At 67.1% G+C, this 19,693-nt stretch carries 21 protein-coding genes and 1 tRNA gene; 12 read left to right on the top strand and 10 right to left on the bottom strand.

Annotated elements, in window-relative coordinates; translation table 11 throughout:
• Window positions 1-19: 19 nt before the first annotated feature.
• Genes E0H73_RS47265 through E0H73_RS20520 form a run of 4 tightly spaced genes read left to right on the top strand, consistent with a single transcriptional unit; the run spans window position 20 to window position 5,127 of the window.
• Entirely contained in the window at window positions 20-463 is a 444-nt protein-coding gene (locus E0H73_RS47265; RefSeq protein WP_238164126.1) for a hypothetical protein, read from the top strand.
• Window positions 460-1,500, top strand: a complete 1,041-nt coding sequence (locus tag E0H73_RS20530; protein ID WP_131358764.1) for a YlbL family protein — start codon at window positions 460-462, stop codon at window positions 1,498-1,500. Before E0H73_RS47265 ends, E0H73_RS20530 begins: the two co-directional genes overlap by 4 nt.
• 43 nt (window positions 1,501-1,543) lie before the next feature.
• Window positions 1,544-2,161 carry a PPA1309 family protein gene (locus tag E0H73_RS20525; protein ID WP_202867486.1) on the top strand — a complete coding sequence of 206 codons (618 nt, stop codon included), beginning with the start codon at window positions 1,544-1,546 and terminating at the stop codon, window positions 2,159-2,161.
• A complete protein-coding gene (locus tag E0H73_RS20520; protein ID WP_131358761.1) occupies window positions 2,158-5,127 on the top strand; it encodes a UPF0182 family membrane protein in 2,970 nt (989 codons plus the stop codon). Before E0H73_RS20525 ends, E0H73_RS20520 begins: the two co-directional genes overlap by 4 nt.
• Window positions 5,128-5,205: 78 nt before the next feature.
• On the opposite strand, the gene E0H73_RS20515 is transcribed toward E0H73_RS20520, so the two are convergent.
• Window positions 5,206-5,610 (bottom strand): hypothetical protein, encoded by a 405-nt coding sequence (locus E0H73_RS20515; protein WP_238164125.1) that lies wholly within the window; start codon window positions 5,608-5,610, stop codon window positions 5,206-5,208.
• 290 nt (window positions 5,611-5,900) lie between these two features.
• Window positions 5,901-6,866: a GNAT family N-acetyltransferase gene (locus tag E0H73_RS20510; protein WP_131358754.1), complete on the bottom strand. Its 966-nt coding sequence runs from the start codon at window positions 6,864-6,866 to the stop codon at window positions 5,901-5,903.
• Between the two features lie 115 nt (window positions 6,867-6,981).
• Between E0H73_RS20510 and E0H73_RS20505 the strand changes: the two genes are divergently transcribed.
• The 5 genes from E0H73_RS20505 to E0H73_RS20485 all read left to right on the top strand — a co-directional run bounded on the left by E0H73_RS20505 (window position 6,982) and on the right by E0H73_RS20485 (window position 10,453).
• Window positions 6,982-7,055: transfer RNA gene (locus E0H73_RS20505), tRNA-Met, on the top strand.
• Between the two features lie 208 nt (window positions 7,056-7,263).
• Window positions 7,264-7,587 carry a YciI family protein gene (locus E0H73_RS20500; protein ID WP_131358751.1) on the top strand — a complete coding sequence of 108 codons (324 nt, stop codon included), beginning with the start codon at window positions 7,264-7,266 and terminating at the stop codon, window positions 7,585-7,587.
• A 109-nt stretch (window positions 7,588-7,696) separates the two neighbouring features.
• Window positions 7,697-9,124 carry an MFS transporter gene (locus E0H73_RS20495; RefSeq protein WP_131358748.1) on the top strand — a complete coding sequence of 476 codons (1,428 nt, stop codon included), beginning with the start codon at window positions 7,697-7,699 and terminating at the stop codon, window positions 9,122-9,124.
• 148 nt (window positions 9,125-9,272) lie between these two features.
• On the top strand, window positions 9,273-9,548 hold the full coding sequence (locus E0H73_RS20490; protein ID WP_131358745.1) for a YggT family protein: 276 nt from the start codon (window positions 9,273-9,275) through the stop codon (window positions 9,546-9,548).
• Window positions 9,549-9,625: 77 nt separating this feature from the next.
• Window positions 9,626-10,453: an amidohydrolase family protein gene (locus E0H73_RS20485; RefSeq protein ID WP_131358743.1), complete on the top strand. Its 828-nt coding sequence runs from the start codon at window positions 9,626-9,628 to the stop codon at window positions 10,451-10,453.
• Here the strand turns inward: E0H73_RS20485 and E0H73_RS20480 are convergent.
• Entirely contained in the window at window positions 10,444-11,439 is a 996-nt protein-coding gene (locus E0H73_RS20480; RefSeq protein ID WP_202867485.1) for a phosphotransferase, read from the bottom strand. The genes E0H73_RS20485 and E0H73_RS20480 overlap by 10 nt on opposite strands.
• A gap of 122 nt (window positions 11,440-11,561) precedes the next feature.
• On the opposite strand from E0H73_RS20480, the gene E0H73_RS20475 reads away from it, so the two are divergent.
• Window positions 11,562-11,975: an SgcJ/EcaC family oxidoreductase gene (locus E0H73_RS20475; RefSeq protein WP_131358740.1), complete on the top strand. Its 414-nt coding sequence runs from the start codon at window positions 11,562-11,564 to the stop codon at window positions 11,973-11,975.
• Here E0H73_RS20475 and E0H73_RS20470 read toward each other — a convergent pair whose 3' ends face one another.
• Both E0H73_RS20470 and E0H73_RS20465 read right to left on the bottom strand, forming a co-directional pair.
• Entirely contained in the window at window positions 11,976-12,299 is a 324-nt protein-coding gene (locus E0H73_RS20470) for a putative quinol monooxygenase (RefSeq protein WP_131358737.1), read from the bottom strand.
• Window positions 12,300-12,416: 117 nt separating this feature from the next.
• Window positions 12,417-13,307: a MurR/RpiR family transcriptional regulator gene (locus E0H73_RS20465; RefSeq protein WP_131358734.1), complete on the bottom strand. Its 891-nt coding sequence runs from the start codon at window positions 13,305-13,307 to the stop codon at window positions 12,417-12,419.
• 89 nt (window positions 13,308-13,396) lie between these two features.
• Here E0H73_RS20465 and E0H73_RS20460 point away from each other — a divergent pair, with 89 nt between their 5' ends.
• On the top strand, window positions 13,397-14,221 hold the full coding sequence (locus E0H73_RS20460; protein WP_131358731.1) for an alpha/beta hydrolase family protein: 825 nt from the start codon (window positions 13,397-13,399) through the stop codon (window positions 14,219-14,221).
• Here E0H73_RS20460 and E0H73_RS20455 read toward each other — a convergent pair.
• The 3 genes from E0H73_RS20455 to E0H73_RS20445 form a co-directional block, all read right to left on the bottom strand.
• Entirely contained in the window at window positions 14,208-14,861 is a 654-nt protein-coding gene (locus E0H73_RS20455; protein ID WP_131358728.1) for a response regulator transcription factor, read from the bottom strand. The two genes, E0H73_RS20460 and E0H73_RS20455, sit on opposite strands and share 14 nt — an antisense overlap.
• The gene (locus E0H73_RS20450) at window positions 14,846-16,078 is read right to left on the bottom strand and encodes a sensor histidine kinase (protein WP_131358725.1); all 1,233 of its coding nucleotides are present in this window, start codon (window positions 16,076-16,078) and stop codon (window positions 14,846-14,848) included. The genes E0H73_RS20455 and E0H73_RS20450 overlap by 16 nt, the downstream gene beginning before the upstream one ends.
• 206 nt (window positions 16,079-16,284) lie before the next feature.
• Complete coding sequence (locus E0H73_RS20445; protein ID WP_131358722.1) at window positions 16,285-16,503, bottom strand: hypothetical protein; 219 nt, start codon at window positions 16,501-16,503, stop codon at window positions 16,285-16,287.
• Window positions 16,504-16,602: 99 nt separating this feature from the next.
• On the opposite strand from E0H73_RS20445, the gene E0H73_RS20440 reads away from it, so the two are divergent.
• On the top strand, window positions 16,603-17,760 hold the full coding sequence (locus tag E0H73_RS20440; protein ID WP_202867484.1) for a cytochrome P450 family protein: 1,158 nt from the start codon (window positions 16,603-16,605) through the stop codon (window positions 17,758-17,760).
• 182 nt (window positions 17,761-17,942) lie between these two features.
• Here E0H73_RS20440 and E0H73_RS20435 read toward each other — a convergent pair whose 3' ends face one another.
• Window positions 17,943-18,716: an ABC transporter permease gene (locus tag E0H73_RS20435; RefSeq protein ID WP_131358719.1), complete on the bottom strand. Its 774-nt coding sequence runs from the start codon at window positions 18,714-18,716 to the stop codon at window positions 17,943-17,945.
• A 9-nt stretch (window positions 18,717-18,725) separates the two neighbouring features.
• Window positions 18,726-19,625: an ATP-binding cassette domain-containing protein gene (locus E0H73_RS20430; RefSeq protein WP_131358716.1), complete on the bottom strand. Its 900-nt coding sequence runs from the start codon at window positions 19,623-19,625 to the stop codon at window positions 18,726-18,728.
• Window positions 19,626-19,693: the final 68 nt, after the last annotated feature.

Raw genomic sequence — 19,693 nt, 5'->3', positions numbered from 1 at the left:
GGCGCATGAAGGTGGCCGGATGAAGGTTTTGGCGTGGCTGGCGTTCCCGGTGGTCGCCACGCTGCTGGCGATGTGCTGGGCGGCTTGGCGCGGGCGGAGTCGCGGTCCACGCCGGTCCGGTGGCGCCTTCGACTCGGTCGAGGACTTCCGTCGCTTCAACGACGCACTCGCCGCTCCCGGTCCCCGCGCCACCCCGGAACGCCGCCGCCGCGGCCTGAACCGCGCGCACAAGACCGACTCGGACAAGACGGACGTAAGCAAGGCTGACGAGTCCGATCACGTCGGAAACCCCTCTCCTGACGGCCAGGACGCAGCAGGAGAGTCGCGTACGGCGGACCGGCTCGGGCCGGCGGGGACACTTCGGGCCGGTGGGACGTTGGGTTCAGCAAAGCCACACGCCATCAGGAAGCTCGGCACCGCCGAGATGTTCGGTTCCACCGAGATCGCAGGGCAGGGTTCGTGACACGTCGTACCGCAACACTGGTCACTTCGATCATCGTGCTGGTCGTTTCGCTCGGGCTGGTCACCGTCTTCTCGGTGCCGTTCGTCTCGTTCAGCCCGGGGCCGGTCAAGGACACCCTCGGTACGTCGAGCAACAACAAGCCGGTCATCGAGATCACCGGGCACGACACCTTCCCGACCAGCGGCCAACTGGACCTGACCACCGTGTCCGTCACCTCGCCCGGGCGTGAACTCACGCTCCCGCAGGCGATGCGCAACTGGCTCGACCCGCACAACGACCTGTTCCCGCGCGACATCATCTACCCGCCGGACCAGAGCGCCGACCAGGTCGAGGAGCAGAACACCGCCGAGATGACCGGCTCGCAGGACAGCGCGGTCGCGGCCGCCCTGCAGGCGGCACAGGTCCCGTACCACCCCAAGGTCTCGACGGTTGCCAAGGACACCCCGGCCGAGGGCAAGCTGAAGCCGGGCGACGTCGTCCTGGCTGTCGACGGCGTCGCGATGTCGCAGGTCCCGCAGGTCGGCGAGTACGTCCGCAAGCACAAGGTCGGCGAGAACGTTGCGTTCCTCGTCCGGCGCGGCGGGGCCGAGCAGACCATTCAGGTGAAGACCGCCGCCACACCTGGCGACGAGACCCGGCCGATGGTCGGCATCACCATCGGGGTCGACTCCCCGGTCAAGGTGACGGTCAACCTCGGCCAGGACATCGGCGGTCCGAGCGCCGGCACGGCGTTCGCGCTGGCCATCTACGACAAACTGACACCGGGTCCGCTGCTGGACGGTAAGCACATCGCAGGCACCGGCACGATCGACGCGCTCGGCCAGGTCGGCCCGATCGGCGGCATCCAGCAGAAGATCGCCGGTGCCAAGAACGACGGTGCCACCATCTTCTTGGTGCCCGCCGACAACTGCGAGGCGGCAATGCACGCCGGCGTGAAGGGCATCCGACTGGTGAAGATCACCACACTGACCGAGGCGATCGCCGCCATCAAGGCAGCGGTCAGCGGGCAGGGGGAGGTCCCGGCGTGCGCATCGTGAGCCACCTGGACGTACCGGCCGGCCGAAAGGGAGAGCTGACGGCATGGATTCCGTAGGCGCTCTGCCTCCCGACGCGCTCAGTCGCGCGGTGATCGAGATCGAGAAGCACGTGAGCAGCGCGGGCTGGGACCAGCCCGCGCAGCTGTTCGCGCTGGTCCCCACCGACGAACTACTGCGCGCCGAACCACAGTTGGCCGCGGAGCTCGGTACCGACGACGCCTCCCAGCCGCTGACCCCGGTCGCCCAGGGAGAGCTGCCCGGCAGTCTCGAGGACGAGCACCTGGCCGATGCGCTAGGCCGGATCGAGTGGCCCGAAGGGGTCAGCGGCTGCGCGCTCGCGATCGAACGGATCGTCCTGCCGGCCACGGCCGAAGCCGGCCTGTCCAGCGCCGACTCGGACGCTGAGGTCGCGCGGATGGCCGGTAGCGACCCCCGCCGCCACGAGGTGCGGATGGTCGCGGCGGTCCTGCGCGAGGGCAGCCGCTTCGGTGCGGTCCGGCTCCGCTCCCACGACGAGGACAGCGCCGTACTGACCGGCGCGGACTTGGTCCCCACGCTGTGCGAAGTACTGTCATTGACATTCGAGCCTTCGGTCGGCAGCCGGCCTGGCCGAGGTCCTGGGGTCGATGGCATGAATGACAACGAGGAGAACCGACCATGAGCGACGGCGTCTACGACATGCCGGAGGAGCCGCGGCGGCCGCGGCGAACAGGTGGTGGTCGGCCCCGGGCCCTGCTGCCGACGATCGCGACACTGATCGTGCTGCTGATCCTCTTCAGCGTCTTCACCGACATCTGGACTCAGCGGTTGTGGTACCGCTCGGTGGACCTCGGTTCCGTGTTCGGCACGGTGCTCGGGACCCGGGTACTGCTCTTCTTCGTGGTCGGTCTGCTGATGGCGGCCGCCGTCGTCGCGAACATCGTCATCGCCTTCCGCACCCGGCCGCGGGTTGCGCTCGCGCCGGCGCCCAGCCCGGGCTTCGAGCGGTACGGCGATCTGCTCCAGCAGCGCGGCAAGATCGCCATCGGTGTGGTCGCCACCCTGATGCTGGTCTTCGGCGGCTCGGCTGCATCGGGCGAGTGGAAGGTCTTCCTCGCCTGGCGGAACCGGACCCCGTTCGGCGTCACCGACAAGCACTTCAACAAGGACATCGCGTTCTTCGTCTTCGACTACCCGTGGCTGCGCGTCCTGCTCGGCTTCGGCTACTCGATCGTGCTGCTGTCGCTCGTCGCGGCGATCATCACGCACTATCTGTACGGCGGATTCCGGCCGTCCGCGAAGGGACAGAAGGCTTCCGGGGCCGCGCAGGTGCAGTTCTCGGTACTGCTGGGTCTGCTCGTCCTGCTGAAGGCCTTCAGCTACTGGCTGGACCGTTTCGGCCTGACGACGTCGGACGCCAAGCTGTTCACAGGGATCTCCTATACGGGTGACCACGCGGTCCTGCCCAGCAAGGAGATCCTGGCGGTCATCGCCGTCCTGTGTGCCGGTCTGTTCTTCGCCAACGTAGTGCGTCGGACCTGGCTGCTGCCTGGTGTCGGCACCGTCGTACTGATCCTGTCGGCGATCCTGCTCGGCGCGTTGTGGCCGGCAGCGTTGCAGCAGTTGCGAGTACGCCCGAGTGAGCCGGTGCGTGAGGCGCCGTACATCACCAAGAACATCGAGTCGACGCGCCAGGCCTACGGCCTCGAGGGCGCCGAGGTGATCAACTACCAGGCCAAGCAGACCGCGACCCCGTCGGAGCTGACGCAGGACGCCGAGGTGCTTCCCGGTATCCGGCTGATCGACCCGAGCGTGGTCGGCCCGACCTTCGAGCAGTTGCAGCAGGTGCGTGGCTTCTACTCGTTCCCGACCGACCTCGACGTCGACCGGTACAAGATCGGGGACAAGGTCAGCGACACCGTCATCGCGGTTCGCGAGGTGCAGGTCGACCGGCTCCCGGCCGGCCAGCGCAACTGGAACAACGACCACACCGTCTACACCCACGGCTACGGCGTGGTCGCCGCCAACGGCAACCAGCGCGCCCAGGACGGTACGCCGGTGTGGTCGGAGAAGGACCTGCCGCCGACCGGTCAGCTCGGCGACTACGAGCCCCGGATCTACTTCGGTGAGCAGTCCCCGGACTACTCGATCGTCGGAGGCCCACAGGGTGGCTCGCCGGTCGAGCTCGACACTCCGGAAGGCAAGAGCGGCGGCGACCCGACGCTGAACACCTACCAGGGCAAGGGCGGCGTCGAGGTCGGGAACTTCTTCAACCGATTGCTGTACGCAACCAAGTTCCGGGACGCGAACATCCTGCTGTCCAGCCGGGTGAACCCCGACTCGAAGATTCTCTACGACCGCAACCCGCGCGAGCGGGTGGAGAAGGCCGCGCCCTGGCTGACACCGGACGGCGACCCGTACCCGGCCATCGTCGACAACCAGGTGGTCTGGATCGTCGACGGCTACACGACCTCGGCGAACTACCCGTACGCGGAGAAGGTCGCGCTGGACGACAGCACCCGGGACACCACGACAGGTCGCGGCACCATCGCGCAGCAGCCGAGCGAGGAGATCAACTACATCCGCAACTCGGTCAAGGCGGTCGTCAACGCGTACGACGGCTCGGTCGAGCTGTACGCCTGGGACGAGAACGACCCGGTGCTGAAGACGTGGATGAAGGCCTTCCCGAACACGGTCAAGCCGCGCTCCGACATCTCGCCGTCGCTGATGTCCCACCTCCGCTACCCGGAGGACATGTTCAAGGTCCAGCGCGACCTGCTGGCCAAGTACCACGTGACGGACTCCGGCACCTGGTACCAGAACAGCGACCTGTGGCGCGTCCCGGCCGACCCGACCGCGGTGTCGTCCGGCAGTGACTCGTCGGTGCAAAGCAACCAGCCTCCGTTCTATCTCTCGCTGCGGATGCCCGGTCAGACCGAGCCCAAGTTCTCCCTGACGTCGGTGTACGTGCCGAACGCGGAACGGGAGAACCTGACCGCATTCATGGCTGTCGATTCGGAAGCGACCTCACCGGACTACGGCAAGTTCCGAATACTCCGATTGCCCGGCAACGTGCAGATCCCCGGTCCAGGACAGGTCTTCAACAAGTTCCAGACCGACGAAGGGATCAGACAGGCGCTACTCCCGATCAACCAACCGAGCAGTGGCGCGAGAGCGCAGTTCGGCAACCTGCTGACGCTTCCACTCGGTGGTGGTCTGCTCTACGTCCAGCCGGTCTACTCGGTCCGGACGAGTGGAGCAGGTAGCTATCCGGTGCTCCGGTACGTGCTGGTCTCCTTCGGTGATCGGGTCGCCTACGGCGGGACGCTGCAGGAGGCGCTGACCAAGGTCTTCAACACCAGCGTCGATACCGGTGAAGAGCCGCCAGGCTCGAAGCCGCCACCAGCGTCGACGCAGAACCAGACGGTCAAGCAAGCGCTCGCCGACGCGCAGGCCGCGTACACGGCCGCACAGGCTGCTCTGACGAAGGGTGATCTGGCCGGTTACCAGGCTCAGGTCAACAAGATGAAGCAGGCGATCGACAAGGCCGTAGCGGCCGGTGCAGTAGTCACACCGCCCACTCCCACGCCGAGTGGGACACCGTCGACACCGACTCCATCGAGTCCACCGACGTCACCGACCGGCTGATCCACAGGGCTGCTACCGGGGCGGCGACACCGACAACCGTCGGGTCGCCGCCCCGGTTCGTTGCCCGAGGCCACTGACTCAGGTCGTGGTCTCCGGGTGGAAGCCGGTGGCAGTGCTGAGCAGGTCGTCCTCGGTGAACCGGTCGTTGTCGATCGACACCTCGGCCGCGACACCCGGCGAGACGAAGTAGAACACCTCGTCCCCAGCGGCCAGACCGTCGTACTCGCCGACCTTGATCGCGCGGAGCTCCCAGCTGTTCGGATCCTTCTCCTCGTACTCGATCAGGAAGGTCTTCAGGGCCTCGAGGTCGGTGAGCTTCTCACCGCGTAGCGTCTTTGCGGTCAGGTCGACCCGGTACGCACCCTCGGGATCCGGGCCGGTCTCCCAGACCCGGCTGTGGAACCGCACGTCCTCCCACTCGTACTCGAAATCGCTCGGCGTCCCGAGACCGTCGGGGAGGTTCTCGATCACGAAGCCGTCCAAGATGTCCGCCCTCTGCTCGGTCGATGGGGGAGTCACGCAATACCCCGGGCGCGGTTCGAAGCTGCTCGCCGTGGCCGTGGTGGTCCAGGCGCCGAATGAGGCCAGAATGACGGCGCTCCCGATCACGATACGACGGGTCGACGGCACGAATCGGGAACGACGGGACGAACACGACATGACTACCTCCTGGACCTCGACGCCTCGCTTGCTGCAAGGCGTTCCTGCCCAAGAAGATGCAGCGATCGCGGCCCTTCCCGACGCGCGATTTCGAACCTGTGGACAACGGGCGGTCAGTACCCGATCAGCCGGTGCAGCCGGTGGAACGTCTGCTCGAACCCGAGCTTCGGCCAGGCCCGTGACGACAGCAGGTTCGTGACCCGCCAGTCGGTCACCACCGACGTGTACCCGGTGTCAGCCGACCACTGCAGGACGGCCTCACCGAGCGCACGGCCGGCTCCGCGACCGCGGGCCTCAGGCAGTACGGCGGCGAACCCCAGGAAGCCGGCGTTGTCCGGCCGCGCCAACCCGCTGTGCGAGCTCGACTTGTCCAGGGCACATCCGATCGACGAGCCGATCACGCGCCCGTCGTACTCGGCCACGAAGGTCGCATAGTCGGGGTCGTCGATCGACTCCTCCCAATCGTCCAGCGCCTCCTGCATCGTGGGCATCTCCCCGGCGGAGAACACGGGCGAGAGTCCCTGGTGCTGCGGCAGCACCAGGTCCAGCTGTGCGAGTACGGCGATGTCGTCACGAACAGCACGTCGTACGGTGAGGCCCGGGTACTCCGGTGGCGGAGTCGTCGGCGCCGGACGGATCGCATGCACGTGCTGAGAGCCGAACGCCAGCCGGAACCATGCATCGAGCAGCTCCGGATCGTCCGGGACCAGTGCATACTGCGCGATCCGGCCGTCGTCCACCCACTTCGTGGCAGCGGCGGCGTACAGGTCGCGGATGTGTTCGGGCTCACGTACGGCGTGGCCGGCGGCCTCGACCCAGATGTTCGGGCCCCACATGGTGGACTGCTTGGGTGCACCCAGCAGATAGCCGGTCAGCTCGCCGTCGTCGAGGATGACGGCGCCGGACGCGCTCTCGCTCTCCCACAGCGCAGTCACCTCGACCAACGCCAGCCGCTCGCTCTCGTAGTCTGCAGGCAGCAGAGGGTGACGCTTGCGATGCTCTTTGTGCCGCTCCGCGAGCAGTCCGGCGGCCGCAGGCAGGTCCGCCTCCCGGAACGGGCGGATGACGTGTCGGGACATACCCGGACGGTACGCCGCACCACCCGCCCCTGACACGGATTTTCGGCCGCGAGGAGCCACACTGGGAGCCGATTTGGTTGCTCAGCCCCGATCCCCTAAACTAAAGACACAACGACGCGGGGTGGAGCAGCTCGGTAGCTCGCTGGGCTCATAACCCAGAGGTCGCAGGTTCAAATCCTGCCCCCGCTACGGAAGAAGGCCCGGACCATCAGGTCCGGGCCTTCGTTTTGTTTGGCATCCCGGTGGTTGCTGCGAGCACCCACCGGCCGTCGTACCGATCCCGAGGCACCAAGATCGTTCGAAGGACCCGGGAAGGGTGTCGGATGGGGGTGGTTGTGTTCGTAGTAGGGGTAGACCACCGAACCACGTTGTCTTGACACCACAGGAGGATCTTCAGATGCGCTATCTGGTTTCCGTGATCGATGACAAGAGCAATCCGGGCAGCACGGACCGGCGGCCGGCCATCAGCGTGTTCAACGAGCGGCTGATCGCCGAGGGCTACTGGGTCTTCGCGGGCGGACTGGCGGACACCGACGAGGCCACGGTCATCGACAACCGGGGCGAGCAGGCGGTGTTCAGCGACGGGCCTTTCATCGAGTCGAAGGAGTACCTCGCCGGCATCTGGGTGTGGGAGGCCCCCGATCTGGATGTGGTGCTCAAGCTCGCCGCCGAGGCGTCGAAGGTCTGCGACCGGAAGATCGAGGTACGTCCGTTCCAGTAAGTGACGGGCACAAATTATCTGGGCGATGTCGGATCCCGTCAGGGGCGTTCGTAGTGGTGGTGAGAGGCCGCCCAGGAGGGGCGCCGCTGGGTAGGGAAGGACGTTCCTCATGACTGTCTTGACGGAGCCGCGCACAGTCGTCACACAGCGGTCCAGTCGCCGGGTGTGGGCCATCCTGGGGCTGGTTTTGCTTGCCGACGCCCTTGATGTCATCGATGCGACCGTCACGAACATCGCGGCTCCCACCATCGCCGACGAGCTCCACGGCGGGGTGAGTCTGATCAAGTGGGTGGGACCGGCGTACATGCTCGCCATGGGTGTCCTACTGCTGGTCGGCGGACGGCTGGGTGACAAGTTCGGCCAACGCAGGCTCTTCCTGATCGGCATGGGTGGGTTCACCCTGGCCTCGGCGGTCGCCGGGTTCTCACCGGACCCGACCCTGCTCATCGCCGCCCGGATCGCGCAGGGAGCGTTCGGGGCTCTCCTCATCCCGCAAGGCATGGCGATCATGACGAAGGCGTTCAGCCGCGACATGCTCGCCAAGGCGTTCGGGCTGTTCGGCCCGGTGCTCGGCCTGTCCAGTGTCGCCGGCCCGGTCCTGGCCGGATTCATCATCAGCGCCGACCTGTTCGGTCTGTCCTGGCGCCCGATCTTCCTCATCAACCTCGTCCTCGGCAGCATCGGGCTGGTCATGGCCGCCAAGATCCTGCCGCGAGACGACGGCGACCGCTCCACCGTTGTCGACGGTTGGGGCTCCGGCCTCCTCGCGGTCGCCATGATCGGGCTGCTGTACGGCCTGATCGAGGGCTCGACCAACGGCTGGAGCGCCGTCCCCGTCACCTCGATCACCGTCGGCGTCCTGTTCTTCGCCGCCTTCGCCTACCGCCAACGCACCGCGGCCCACCCGCTGATCATGCCCTCGCTGCTGAAGAACCGGGGTTTCACTTCCGCGATGCTCGTGGGCCTGGCCGTCTTCGCCGCCGGCACCGGACTGATCTTCGTACTGTCGCTGTTCCTGCAGGAGGGCCTGCATGCCAGCCCGCGGGAGGCCGCGCTCGGCCTGGTGCCGCTCACCGTGGGGCTCATCGCCGCCGCGTTCGCCGCCATGGGTGGCCTGGTCACCAAGTTCGGCCGCAGGCTTGTCGTCATCGGCCTCGCCGTTGCCCTGGTTGGTTGCGGCTGGGTCCTCGTCCTCGTCGAGCACTTCGGCACGAACCTCAGCATCTCGGCGCTGGCGCCGGCGTTCATCGTCGTCGGCATCGGCACCGGACTCAGCTTCACCACGATCCCCACCGTTGCTCTCGGCGACGCGACGCCTGACGAAGCCGGCAGCGCCAGCGGCTCGCTCAGCTCGATCCAGCAACTCGCGTCAGCGATCGGCTCGGCCGCGGTCACGTCGGTCTTCTTCCACGCCGCAACGTCCGGGCTGGCCCACGCGATGAAGGTCACGCTGATCGTCGTTCTGGCCATTACGGCGCTCAGCCTCCCGATCGTCGCCCTGATGCCCCGCAAGGCACCATCAGAACCCCAGCAGTAAGCGAACCGAAGAAGGCCCGGACCATGAGGTCCGGGCCTTCTTGTGCCTGATAGTCAGCTAAGAACCTGCGCACGGGGACACTTCGACGTGGTCGGCGGCGTTGATACTGGTGAGATGGCCGGTGCGGCCCTCACGGAGGAGATTGGTCATGAGCATCATCGGAGCCCTGGTCGGGTACGCCTTGACGGCGTTCATTCTGCTGTTGATCGTGCGGATGGTGCTGGACTGGACGGGTTTGCTGGCGAGCGGCGGTCAGCGGGCCGGCCGGGTGCGTTCGGTGACTCACGCCTGGACGGAGCCGGTGATCGCGCCGGTACGGCGGAGGCTGCCGCCGCTGCGGGCCGGCGGGCTGGCGATCGACCTCGCGTTCACCGTGGTGTTCGTCGCGGCGCTGATCCTGCGCTCGATCGCCTTCAGCCTGTAGGCGCTACCGGACCGGGATGTGTCGGATAGTAGAAGCATACTCTTGCATAGGAAATGTTCTGCGGTTACCGTCTGAGGATGACCGCGAAGCTGACGAATGACGCGCATCGCCACCTGGGCATCATGCCTGCGTTCCCGTTCTACGGCGGGCCGCCGGCCAATCCGGACATTCTGGCCCGGGCCACGGTTGCCGAGCTGATCGAGGATCTCGACCGGGAGGGTGCCGAGCGCGCGCTCGTGCTGCCCAACTACGGGGTGCCGGACGCCTCGGTGTCCTTCGGTTTCAACCCGCTGGTGATCGAGGCGGCGGCCAAGGACGATCGGATCCGCTGCGGGTTGTGGGTCTCGCCGCGGCGGCAGGACGCCGAGCTCACCACCGCGGCGCTCGCTCTGGCCGGGGAGCCGGGCGTGGTCGCGTTGAAGACCAGCTTCCTGCTAGGCGGGGCTGTCGAGGATCCGGAGTGCGCTCCTCAGCTCGAGCAGATCTTCAGCACCGCACGCGAGCGCGGCCTCGTCGTACACGTTCACACCTCGCCCGGTGCGGCGTCCGACATCGACCAGATCGGCAAGCTGGTCGACCGCTACGGAGACGACGTCAAGATCCATCTCGTGCACTTCGGCGGTGGCATGAGCGGCCACATCAAGCTGATCAACGAGCGGTTCTTCAAGTGGATCGAGGCCGGCAAGCAGGTCTACACCGACACCAGTTGGGCGATCGGCTTCGCGCCGCGCTGGCTGGTCCGCGAGATCGAGCGGCGCGGGATCGGCCAGGACCGGGTGCTGTTCGCCAGCGACGAGCCGTGGGGCGACTACGTCGGCGAGGTCGCCCGTATGCGCGAGGCTGCCGGCGACGGTGAGCTGGCCGACCTTGTCATGCGCGACAACTTCAACACCCTCTACGGCTGAGCTTGCGCCAGCAGCAGGGCTTGGCCGAGGTTGTACTCGATGATCCGCTGCATGAAGGCGCGGTTGGGGTAGTCCCCGTCGAGCAGGCGTAGCGGCCCCGCGGTCAGCGAGATGTGCTCGGCCAGCGTGTAGAGCGCGAGGCGGTCCTCGTCCAGGTCGGGGACCGCCACCTGCGGGTAGTCGTCGCCGAGAATGTTGCGCATGAACGCGTGCTCCCACTCGACGTCGAAGTACATCATCTCCTCGACGTCGATCAGGACGGGTACGCCGTCGCGGTCCACCATCACGTGGCCCAGTCCCAGCTCACCGTGTACGACGGAGTACTCGGTCCGCGGCTGCACCGCCGCGGCGAGCTCCCGGAGCCTTTCCTCCAGACGGTCGCGGGCCTTGGCCACCCTCGGATCACGCTCGGCCGCCTGTCCGACGCAGCGCAGGGCGAACTCGAGGACGACTCCCTCGCACGACGAGCCGCGCGGCGTTCCGCCCCGGTCGATGTGCGCGATCTTGCCGTACGTCGGTGCGCGGTAGACCCGCATCGTCTCCAGGGCTTCGCGGAGTCGGTCCATGGTCGACTCCACAGCACGAGGGTCCTTGACGAACCGTTCCTCCAGGTCGTCGCCGGGGAAGTCCTCGACGATGGCGATGTCGGCCGGGTAGTGGGTGCGGTCGCGGTCGGTCAGATAGACGATCGGGACGCGGAGACCCAGCGCGTCCAGTCGCGCGTGCACTGTCTCGTACAGGTCGAGCCCGCGTCCGGGGGAGAAGGGATTGGCGAGGTCGCCGTCCCAGTCGGTCGCCGGCCAGTAGTTCTCGGCCTCGTTCCACAGATAGGCGATCGCTGTCGTCGCGTCGTCCATCGTCAGCCGGTACACGCCCTTCGTCGTGCCGCCGGTGAGCCGCTCGACCACCTCCAGCCGACGCCCACCACCGAGCGCAGCCCGCGCCGCCCCGGCCAATTGATCCCGTGTCACGTGTCTCGGTGCCATGCGTCCGCCTTCCGCCTCGCCAACTGGTGCACGGTAGGTGAGTCCGGCCCACTCGGCGAACGATTTCCCGCGATGCCGGGCTTGCTTGACCTCAAGTCTGGTTCAGCTTGCAGGATCGTTGGATGAGGATCGAGGGTGCGGTTCCGAGTCAGGCCGATGTCGACGCGATCGTGGCGCTGGTGGCCAAGGTGCAGGAGGTGCAGGGCAACGAGGACGTCGACGGTTTCATTTCGTTGTTCCGCAAAGATGCGGTGTGGGTGACGGGGCACGGGAAGCGGCTCTACGGGCGCGACACGATCGAGGCGTTCACCCGGGAGGTGCTCCCCGGCGCGATGAAGGACTCGTCCGCGACGTACGAGCCCGACCATCTACTGTTCGTGCGGCCGGACATCGCCGTCGTGAACGTGAATCAGACCTACGTCGAGCGTGGCGGTACGACGGGTTCGTACGGGAGCCCGGTGTACTTCCTGGCCAGGGACGGCAGCGATTGGGAGATCGCCGCCGCCCAGAACACCGTCGTCGTCGAGGCGGACTGACTATTTGACGGCGAGTTCGCCGAGCTCTGACCAGTCGTTCTGCGGGAGCTTGAAGTTCACGATCCGCGGGGTCTCGACCAGGTGCGGCGGGAGGTGCTGCTGGGCAGCCTTGAAGTGGTCGGAGGTGACGTGTGCGGTGGCGCCGTCGTCGTCGGCGAAGGCTTCGACCAGGACGTACTCGTTCGCGTCGTCCAGTGAGCGGGACCAGTCGAACCAGAGGCAGCCCGGCTCGGCGCGCGTCGCGGCGGTGAAGTCGGCGGTGATCGAGGGCCAGTTCTCGGCGTGCTCCGGCTTCACCCGGAACTTGGCGGTGATGAAGATCATCAGGTAATCCTCCGCAGGGTCGAATGGGTCCGGGTCGATGCTATCGGTGACCGCACCGGTCCGATCGTCGCAATCTGAGATCGCCGAAGAGTCGCAAGCCTCAAGCAACAAACGCCGTCAGAAACCTAGTTGCTGCCGCAGGGACTCCAACGTGTGTGACGTCTCCAGCGTGCGTTCCGCGTCCGCCGCGGCCACCGCCTGCGCCAGGGCGTCCGCGGTCACGATCGTCGTCAGCATCTCCGCGGTGATCCCGGTGACCGTGTTCGGCACGTGGATCGCCACCGTCACGTCGTTCGCCAGCCGCTCGGCCACGTGCTCCTCGCTGAGCAGGATGATGCCGGCGCCGACCGCCCGGGCCCGGTCGATCACGACCTCGCCGTCGACGATGAGCCGGCCCGGCGCGATCACGATCACCACGTCCTCGGACCCGATGCCGAGCAGATCGTCGGCGAGCTGGAACCCGGCTGTCCGGATGCACCGGCTGCGCAGACCGAACCGCCGCAGCTTCAGCATCAGGTACTCCGCCGCCACGTAGTTCGCGCCGAACCCGTAGATCACCAACTCGCGCGCGTCCAGCATCAGCCGGACCGCTTCCTGGTACTTGTCCATCGCCATGTGCTGGTTCAGGAACTCGATCCGCTCGAGCGACTCGGTGACGACCCGGTCCCACACGTGCTTGGGGTCGCCGCCGGTGGCCTCCATCCGGTCCCGCAGGCGTTCCTCTCGCCGAGTCGTCGATCGGAACGGCGTGGCCACCTGATCCTTGAGTTCGGCCAGGCCGGCGTACCCGAGGGACTGCAGGGTGCGGATCACCGTGGCGTTGCTGGTCTTGCTCGCCTGGCCGAGCTCCTGCGCGGACAAGTAGAGCAGCCGTTCCGGCGAGATCTCCGACAGCGACCGGCAGACCGCGCGGGACGCCGGCGTGAACTCGTCCCAGTGGTCCCGGATCCGGCGGCGCAGCTCGGCCAGCGCCGGATTCCGTGTAACCCCTGTTACCTCATCGGCCATCTGTGTATTATCCGATCCCGTAGCGACTGTAACGAATCATCCAAGACTCTAAGTTCTGTAACACATCGTAGACTCACCGAAGGAAGTCCATGGCGAACACCTCGACCGTCTACCAGCGTGGCAAGACCCCGATCTTCGCGTCCCAGGTGGACCCGCGGCTGCACTACTGCCTGTACGTGCCGAAGCGGCTGACCAACGACGACCGCGCACCGCTGGTGGTGGTCCAGCACGGTACCGCCCGGTCCGCGGCGACGTACCGCAACCTGCTCGAGGACTTCGCCGAAGAGCAGGGCGTCGTGGTGCTGACACCGATCTTCCCGGCCGGTCTGGTCGACCCGGACGACCTGCACAACTTCAAGTTCATCGAGTACCAGGGGATCCGGTTCGACCGGATGCTGCTGGCGATCGTGGACGAGGTGACGGACCGGTTCCCGGTGGCGGCCGAGCAGTTCTACCTGCACGGCTTCTCCGGTGGCGGGCAGTTCACGCACCGGTTCCTCTACCTGCACCCGGAGCGCCTGGCCGCCGCGTCGATCGGTGCGCCCGGCCGGATCACGCAGCTGGACGACACGCTGCCGTGGTGGCTCGGGACGAAGGGGTTCGAGGAGAAGTTCGGCCAGCCGATCGACTTCGACGCGCTCCGCCGGGTGCCGATCCAGCTTGTCGTCGGCTCCGAGGACGTGGAGAGCTGGGAGATCATGAACCCAGGGGAGTCCAACTGGATGGACGGCGCCGAACTGACCGGCACCACCCGGATCGAGCGCCTGCGCACCCTGGAGCGGAACTATCGCTCGCACGGCCTCGACATCACCTTCGACATGGTCGAGGGCGCAGCCCACTCCGGCCGCAAGATCCTGCCCACCGTCGAACGCTTCTTCGCGGGTCAGCTGAAGACCCGGCTCAGGAGCCGGTGAGTCCGAGGTAGGCGAGGACGGCCATCACGCGGCGGTTGCTGGTGTCGTCGTCGGCGAGGCCCAGCTTGCCGAACAGCGAGGTCGTGTACTTGCTGACGGCGCTCTCGCTGATGAACAGGCGTTGACAGATCGCCTGGTTGGACGAGCCCTCAGCCATCAGACCGAGCACGGACAGCTCGCGCTCCGTGAGCCGGTCGAGGCGCTTGCTCGACGTACCGCTGGACAGCAGCTTGGCGACGACGGCCGGATCCAGGGCCGTCCCTCCGGCCGCGACCCGTTCGAGGGCGTCGATGAACTGATCGGCCTCGAACACGCTCTCCTTGAGCAGGTACCCGACACCGCTGGCGCCGTCGGTCAGGAGCTCACGCGCATAGAGCTGCTCGACATGCTGCGACAGGATCAGGACCGGCAGCCCTGCGACCTCGCGGCGGGCGGCCAGTGCGGCCTTCAGGCCCTCGTCCGTCTGCGTTGGTGGCATCCGTACGTCGATGACGGAGACGTCCGGCTTCCACTTCCGCAGACCATCGAGGGTCTCGGGTCCGGTGGTCGCGGTCGCCACCACCTCGTGCCCGTAGGCCTCGAGCAGACGGACCATCCCGTCCCGCAGCAGGTAGAGGTCTTCGGCTACAAGGATTCGCATGGCACCGTCATCCTCGCACGAGTCGGGCCGCCGTCCGGGCTGGTCAGCTCCAGGGTGCCGTCGAACGCCGCGAGCCGCCGGCGCAGTCCTGCCAGGCCGCCCGCATCCTCGATCCGGGCACCGCCGCGGCCGTCGTCCTCGATCAGTACGACGATGCCGGTCCCGTCATGGGAGATAGCGATCTCCGCGTGATCCGCCTGCGCGTGCTTGACCGCGTTGGTCAGTAGCTCGGCGATCCCGAAGTACAGAGCGGACTCGATCGGCGGATCCAGCCGCAGTTCGCCGCCTGCGCTGACGGTCGTTTCCAGCGGGGTGTCCATCGCCAGGGCGCGTACGGCATCGACCAGTCCGCGCTCGTTCAGCACCGGTGGGTTGATGCCGCGGACCAGTTCGCGGAGCTCGGACAGCGATGTGGCTGCGCCGACCCGGGCGTCCTTCAGCAGAGCCTTCGCCGCACGCGGGTCGGTCTCCATCAGCTTCTCCGCGGTCGCCAGCGACAGCCCGAGCGATACCAGGCGTGCCTGCGCTCCGTCATGCAGGTCCCGCTCGATCCGGCGGATCTCCGCGGCCTGGGCAACCGTCGCGTCGGCGCGCTGCACGGTCAGTTCGTCGACCCGGTTCGCCAGAGCCATCGACGGCGTCGGGCGCAGGAAGCGTACGGCGATCGGCTCGAACGGGCGCCAGGCGTACGGCGAACTGGCGACCGCCACGACCAGTCCGGCCACTCCGAGCACTGGCATCGACTGGGCGAACCCGATGACAGCTGCCACGATCCCAGCGGGCGGAACCGCCGCAGCCAGGGCGGCGGTGACCGCGAGGATCGCCAAGCACCTCAGATCACGCCAGTTCGCCGGATCGGTCCACCGCACACGCATCCGCAGGTCCTTCTCGGCATCCCGCCGCGTCTTCTCGTACGAGTGCCCGTTCCACCAGAAGCCGGTGGACAGCTGCGTCACCGCTCCCAGCTCTCGGTATCCGCCCGGGATCACCGTGCCCGTCCACCGGGCCAGCAACGACCGGACCATCCCGGCGACCGGCCGGATCAGCAGGAGAGTGCCTAGGCTCGCCCAGATGAACGGCACGATCCACGTCCAGGGGCTCCGCCACCAGATCGCCACCGCCACCCCGGCAGCCCAGACGGCAGGCACCAGCATGGTGATGACCAGGACGATGCACGACCGGACGAACCCTACGCAGGCACTCGCAACCCACGACATCTGAATCCTCTTTCTCACTACGGCTTGGTCCTGCCACTGTGCACCACCGCAACCGTGGAATCGGCCCGATCCGAGTGGAAGTAGGGCTAGCCCCACCCAACCGTGCGGCCAGCTACATGCCTGGCCATGCGTGAGAACAGACGTCGGCCGCTGCTGTCCGGGGACAGCAGCGGCCGACGGTGTTTGTGGAGCGACCTGAGCGGGAGTCAGGCGGCTTGCGGCACGCGGGTGCGGTTCTTCGAGGCCCACACGGCCCGGCGGAGTTTGGCCTTGTCCGGGTAGCCGGCCTCGCGGCCGATCACGTACACGTCGTGGCTTCGCATGTTGACCATGCCGGCGACGTACCAGACCGGGTTCCCCTCGGCCAGCATGGTGACGATCATGGTGCGGACGGTGCTGTCGGTGGTGGTGGCGGTGGTGTTCATTCTGACCCTCTCCTTTTGGTCGCTCTCACTGATACGTCGGAGAAGAGGGCCTGGATTCGACACACCTCGACAAACTTTTCTGCCGGTATTTTTGGGCCGGTGACGATCACTCCGAGCGATCCGTACGCCGCCTACTCCGCCCTCCGCCGATCCGGACCCGTCCACCGCATCGCCGGCCCCGACGGCAGCCCTTCCTGGCTCGTCACCCGGTACGACGACGTCCGCCGGGCCCTCGCGGATCCGCGACTGTCCGTCGACAAGCGCAACGCCGTCCCCGGCAACTACCGCGGTCTCAACCTGCCGCCCGCCCTCGACGCCAACCTGCTCAACCTGGACCCGCCGGACCACACCCGGATCCGCTCGCTCGTCACCCGCGCCTTCACTCCCGGCCGGATCGAGTCGCTTGCCGCGGCCATCCGCCGTACTGCGGACGAACTTCTGACTCCCGTCGTACGGCGCGGACGGGCTGACCTGGTCGCGGAGTACGCCGCGCCGCTGCCGATCACGGTGATCTGCGATCTGCTCGGCGTACCGGAGGAGGCACGGACCGACTTCCGCGCGTGGACGGACACGATGCTCGCGCCGCCGGGGCCGGACGAGGCGCGGGCTGCGATCGGGGCGATGCTGCGGTTCTTCGCCGGGCTGATCGAGGGCAAGCGGTCGCTCCCCGGTGATGACTTGGTCAGTGACCTGATCGCGGCGCGGGACGACGACGATCGACTCAGCGACGACGAACTGACGTCGCTCGTCTTCCTGATCCTGTTCGCCGGATACGAGAATGTCGTCCACCTGATCGGGAACGCGACGCTCGCACTGCTCGACGAGCCGGCCTTGTGGGAGCGGGTGCGGTCGGACCGGTCGCAACTCCCGGGCGCGGTCGAGGAGTTGATGCGGTACGACGGCCCGGCGCCGCTGGCGATCAGGCGGTTTCCGATCGAGGACGTGGAGATCGATGGCGCGATGATTCCGGCGGGGGAGACGGTCCTGCTCGGGATCTCTTCGGCGAACCGGGACCCGGAGCGCTTCCCGGATCCGGACCGCGTCGACCTCGATCGCGCGGTCGGCGGACACCTCGCTCTAGGGCACGGGATTCACTACTGCCTCGGTGCGCCGTTGGCGCGGTTGGAGATCGCGATCGCACTCGAGGCGCTGCTGGATCACGTGCCCGGTCTGCACCTCGGCGTACCGCGGAGTGAGCTGCGCTGGCGGGACTCGATCCGCACCCGCGGCCTACTCGAGTTGCCAGTCATGTGCTGAAAACACTGCCTCGTTTCCTGACAAAACGAAGCGCCCCGGTCAATGACCGGGGCGCTTGTCCGTGTGGGTCCCGGGGGGAGTGGGACCACCACACGTTGGGGGGGACCTTGACAGTAACCCGAGTGAGGGGTCACGTCCGAATCCATTCGAATACGTTTCGGTCAACGGGATGTAACTTGCGATCAGCGGCTCGTCCGGCGCCGGTACAACGAGGTCGCCAACGTGAACGAGAACAGGAGTAGACCACAACACCACGCGAGTGCGATCCAGCCGTTGTTCCCCAGTGGTGCGCCGATCAGAAAGCTGCGCACGGTCTCGATCACCGGTGTGATCGGCTGGTGTTCACTGATCGGCCGCAACCATGATGGCATCGTCTCCGGCTGGACGAACGCACTGCTCAGGTACGGCAGGAACAACATGAAGAAGCTCAGTGTGCTGGCCGACTCCACCGACTTGGCGATCACCCCTAGACCGGCCGCGAGCCACGACAACGCGAGTACGTAGAGAAGCAGCAAGCCGATCGCGGCCAGCCATTCGCCGGCGTTCGCCGAAGGGCGGAATCCCATCGCCAGTGACGCGAGTACGACGATCGCCGTCGACACGGAGTTACGGGCGACACTCGCGGTAACGTGCCCGGTCAGCACGGCGAAGCTGCGGATCGGCAACGAGCGCAGGCGATCGATCATCCCGCTGTGCATGTCGTCCGCGACCACCATCGCCGTCGACGAAGCGCCGTACCCGGTGGTCAACAGCAGGATGCCCGGGACGACATAGTTGATGTACTCCGTGCCGGTGCTGATCGCGCCGCCGAACACGTACACGAACAGGCACATCATCAGCAGCGGGAGCAGGATCGAGACGAACAGCGTCTCGACGTTGCGCCGGGACAGTCGGACACTGCGGTCGATCATCGTCACTGTGTCCGAGAACGCGGCGGCGACTCCGTGGTGGGACATGGCGGGCTCCTAGGCGGTGAGGGCGAGGAAGACGTCGTCGAGGGTCGGCCGGTGCGACGAGACGCGCTCAGGCTGCAGGCCGTTGTCCCGGAGTACGTCGAGCACGTGGTGCAGGTGCGCCGCCGTACCGTCGGACGGAATATTGAGCACGAGATCGTCGGCGACGCCGTCCAGTAATCCGGTTGCCTTGAGCAACTGCACCTCGTCGGAGAAGCGGAGCTCGATGCGTTCGCCGCCGATCTGGGTCTTGAGCTCGTCGGCGGTGCCGGTGGCAACGATCCGGCCGTGGTCGAGCAGCACGATCCGGTCGGCCAGCCGGTCCGCCTCCTCGAGGTACTGCGTGGTGAGCAGGATCGTGGTCCCGTCCCGGACCAGTTCACCGATCACGTCCCACATCGTCGACCGGCTGGCCGGGTCGAGCCCGGTGGTCGGCTCGTCCAGGAAGATCACCCGCGGCCGCGCGATCAGGCTCATGGCCAAATCGAGTCGCCGCCGCATCCCGCCGGAGTACGTCTTCACCCGCCGGTCCATCGCGTCGGTCAGCCCGAATCGCTCCAGCAGTTCACCGGTACGCCGACGTGCGGCGGGCCGACCGAGATGCATCAATCGGCCGACCATGACGAAGTTCTCCCGGCCGGTCTGGTTCTCGTCCACCGCGGCGTACTGCCCGGTCAGGCTGATCACACCGCGGACCTGGGCCGGCTCGCGCAGTACGTCGTACCCGGCGATGGTCGCCCGGCCGACGTCCGGCCTGGTCAGCGTGGTCAAGATCCGCACGATCGTGGTCTTGCCCGCGCCGTTCGGCCCGAGCAGCGCCTGCACGGACCCCTCCGGCACCCGCAGGTCGACCCCGCTGAGCACCTCGGTCGCGCCGTAGGACTTCCGCAGCCCGGTTGCCTCGACGATCATCGTCCCCTCCTTACTGCGTATCGAATACGCTAAATAGCGTAGCAGATACGCTATATCGCTCGGCAGGC

It is taken from the genome of Kribbella pittospori, from assembly GCF_004331465.1.
Classification (GTDB): domain Bacteria; phylum Actinomycetota; class Actinomycetes; order Propionibacteriales; family Kribbellaceae; genus Kribbella; species Kribbella pittospori.
Note: the sequence above shows the minus strand (reverse complement) of the source record. Positions and strands in the feature narration are given on the sequence as shown.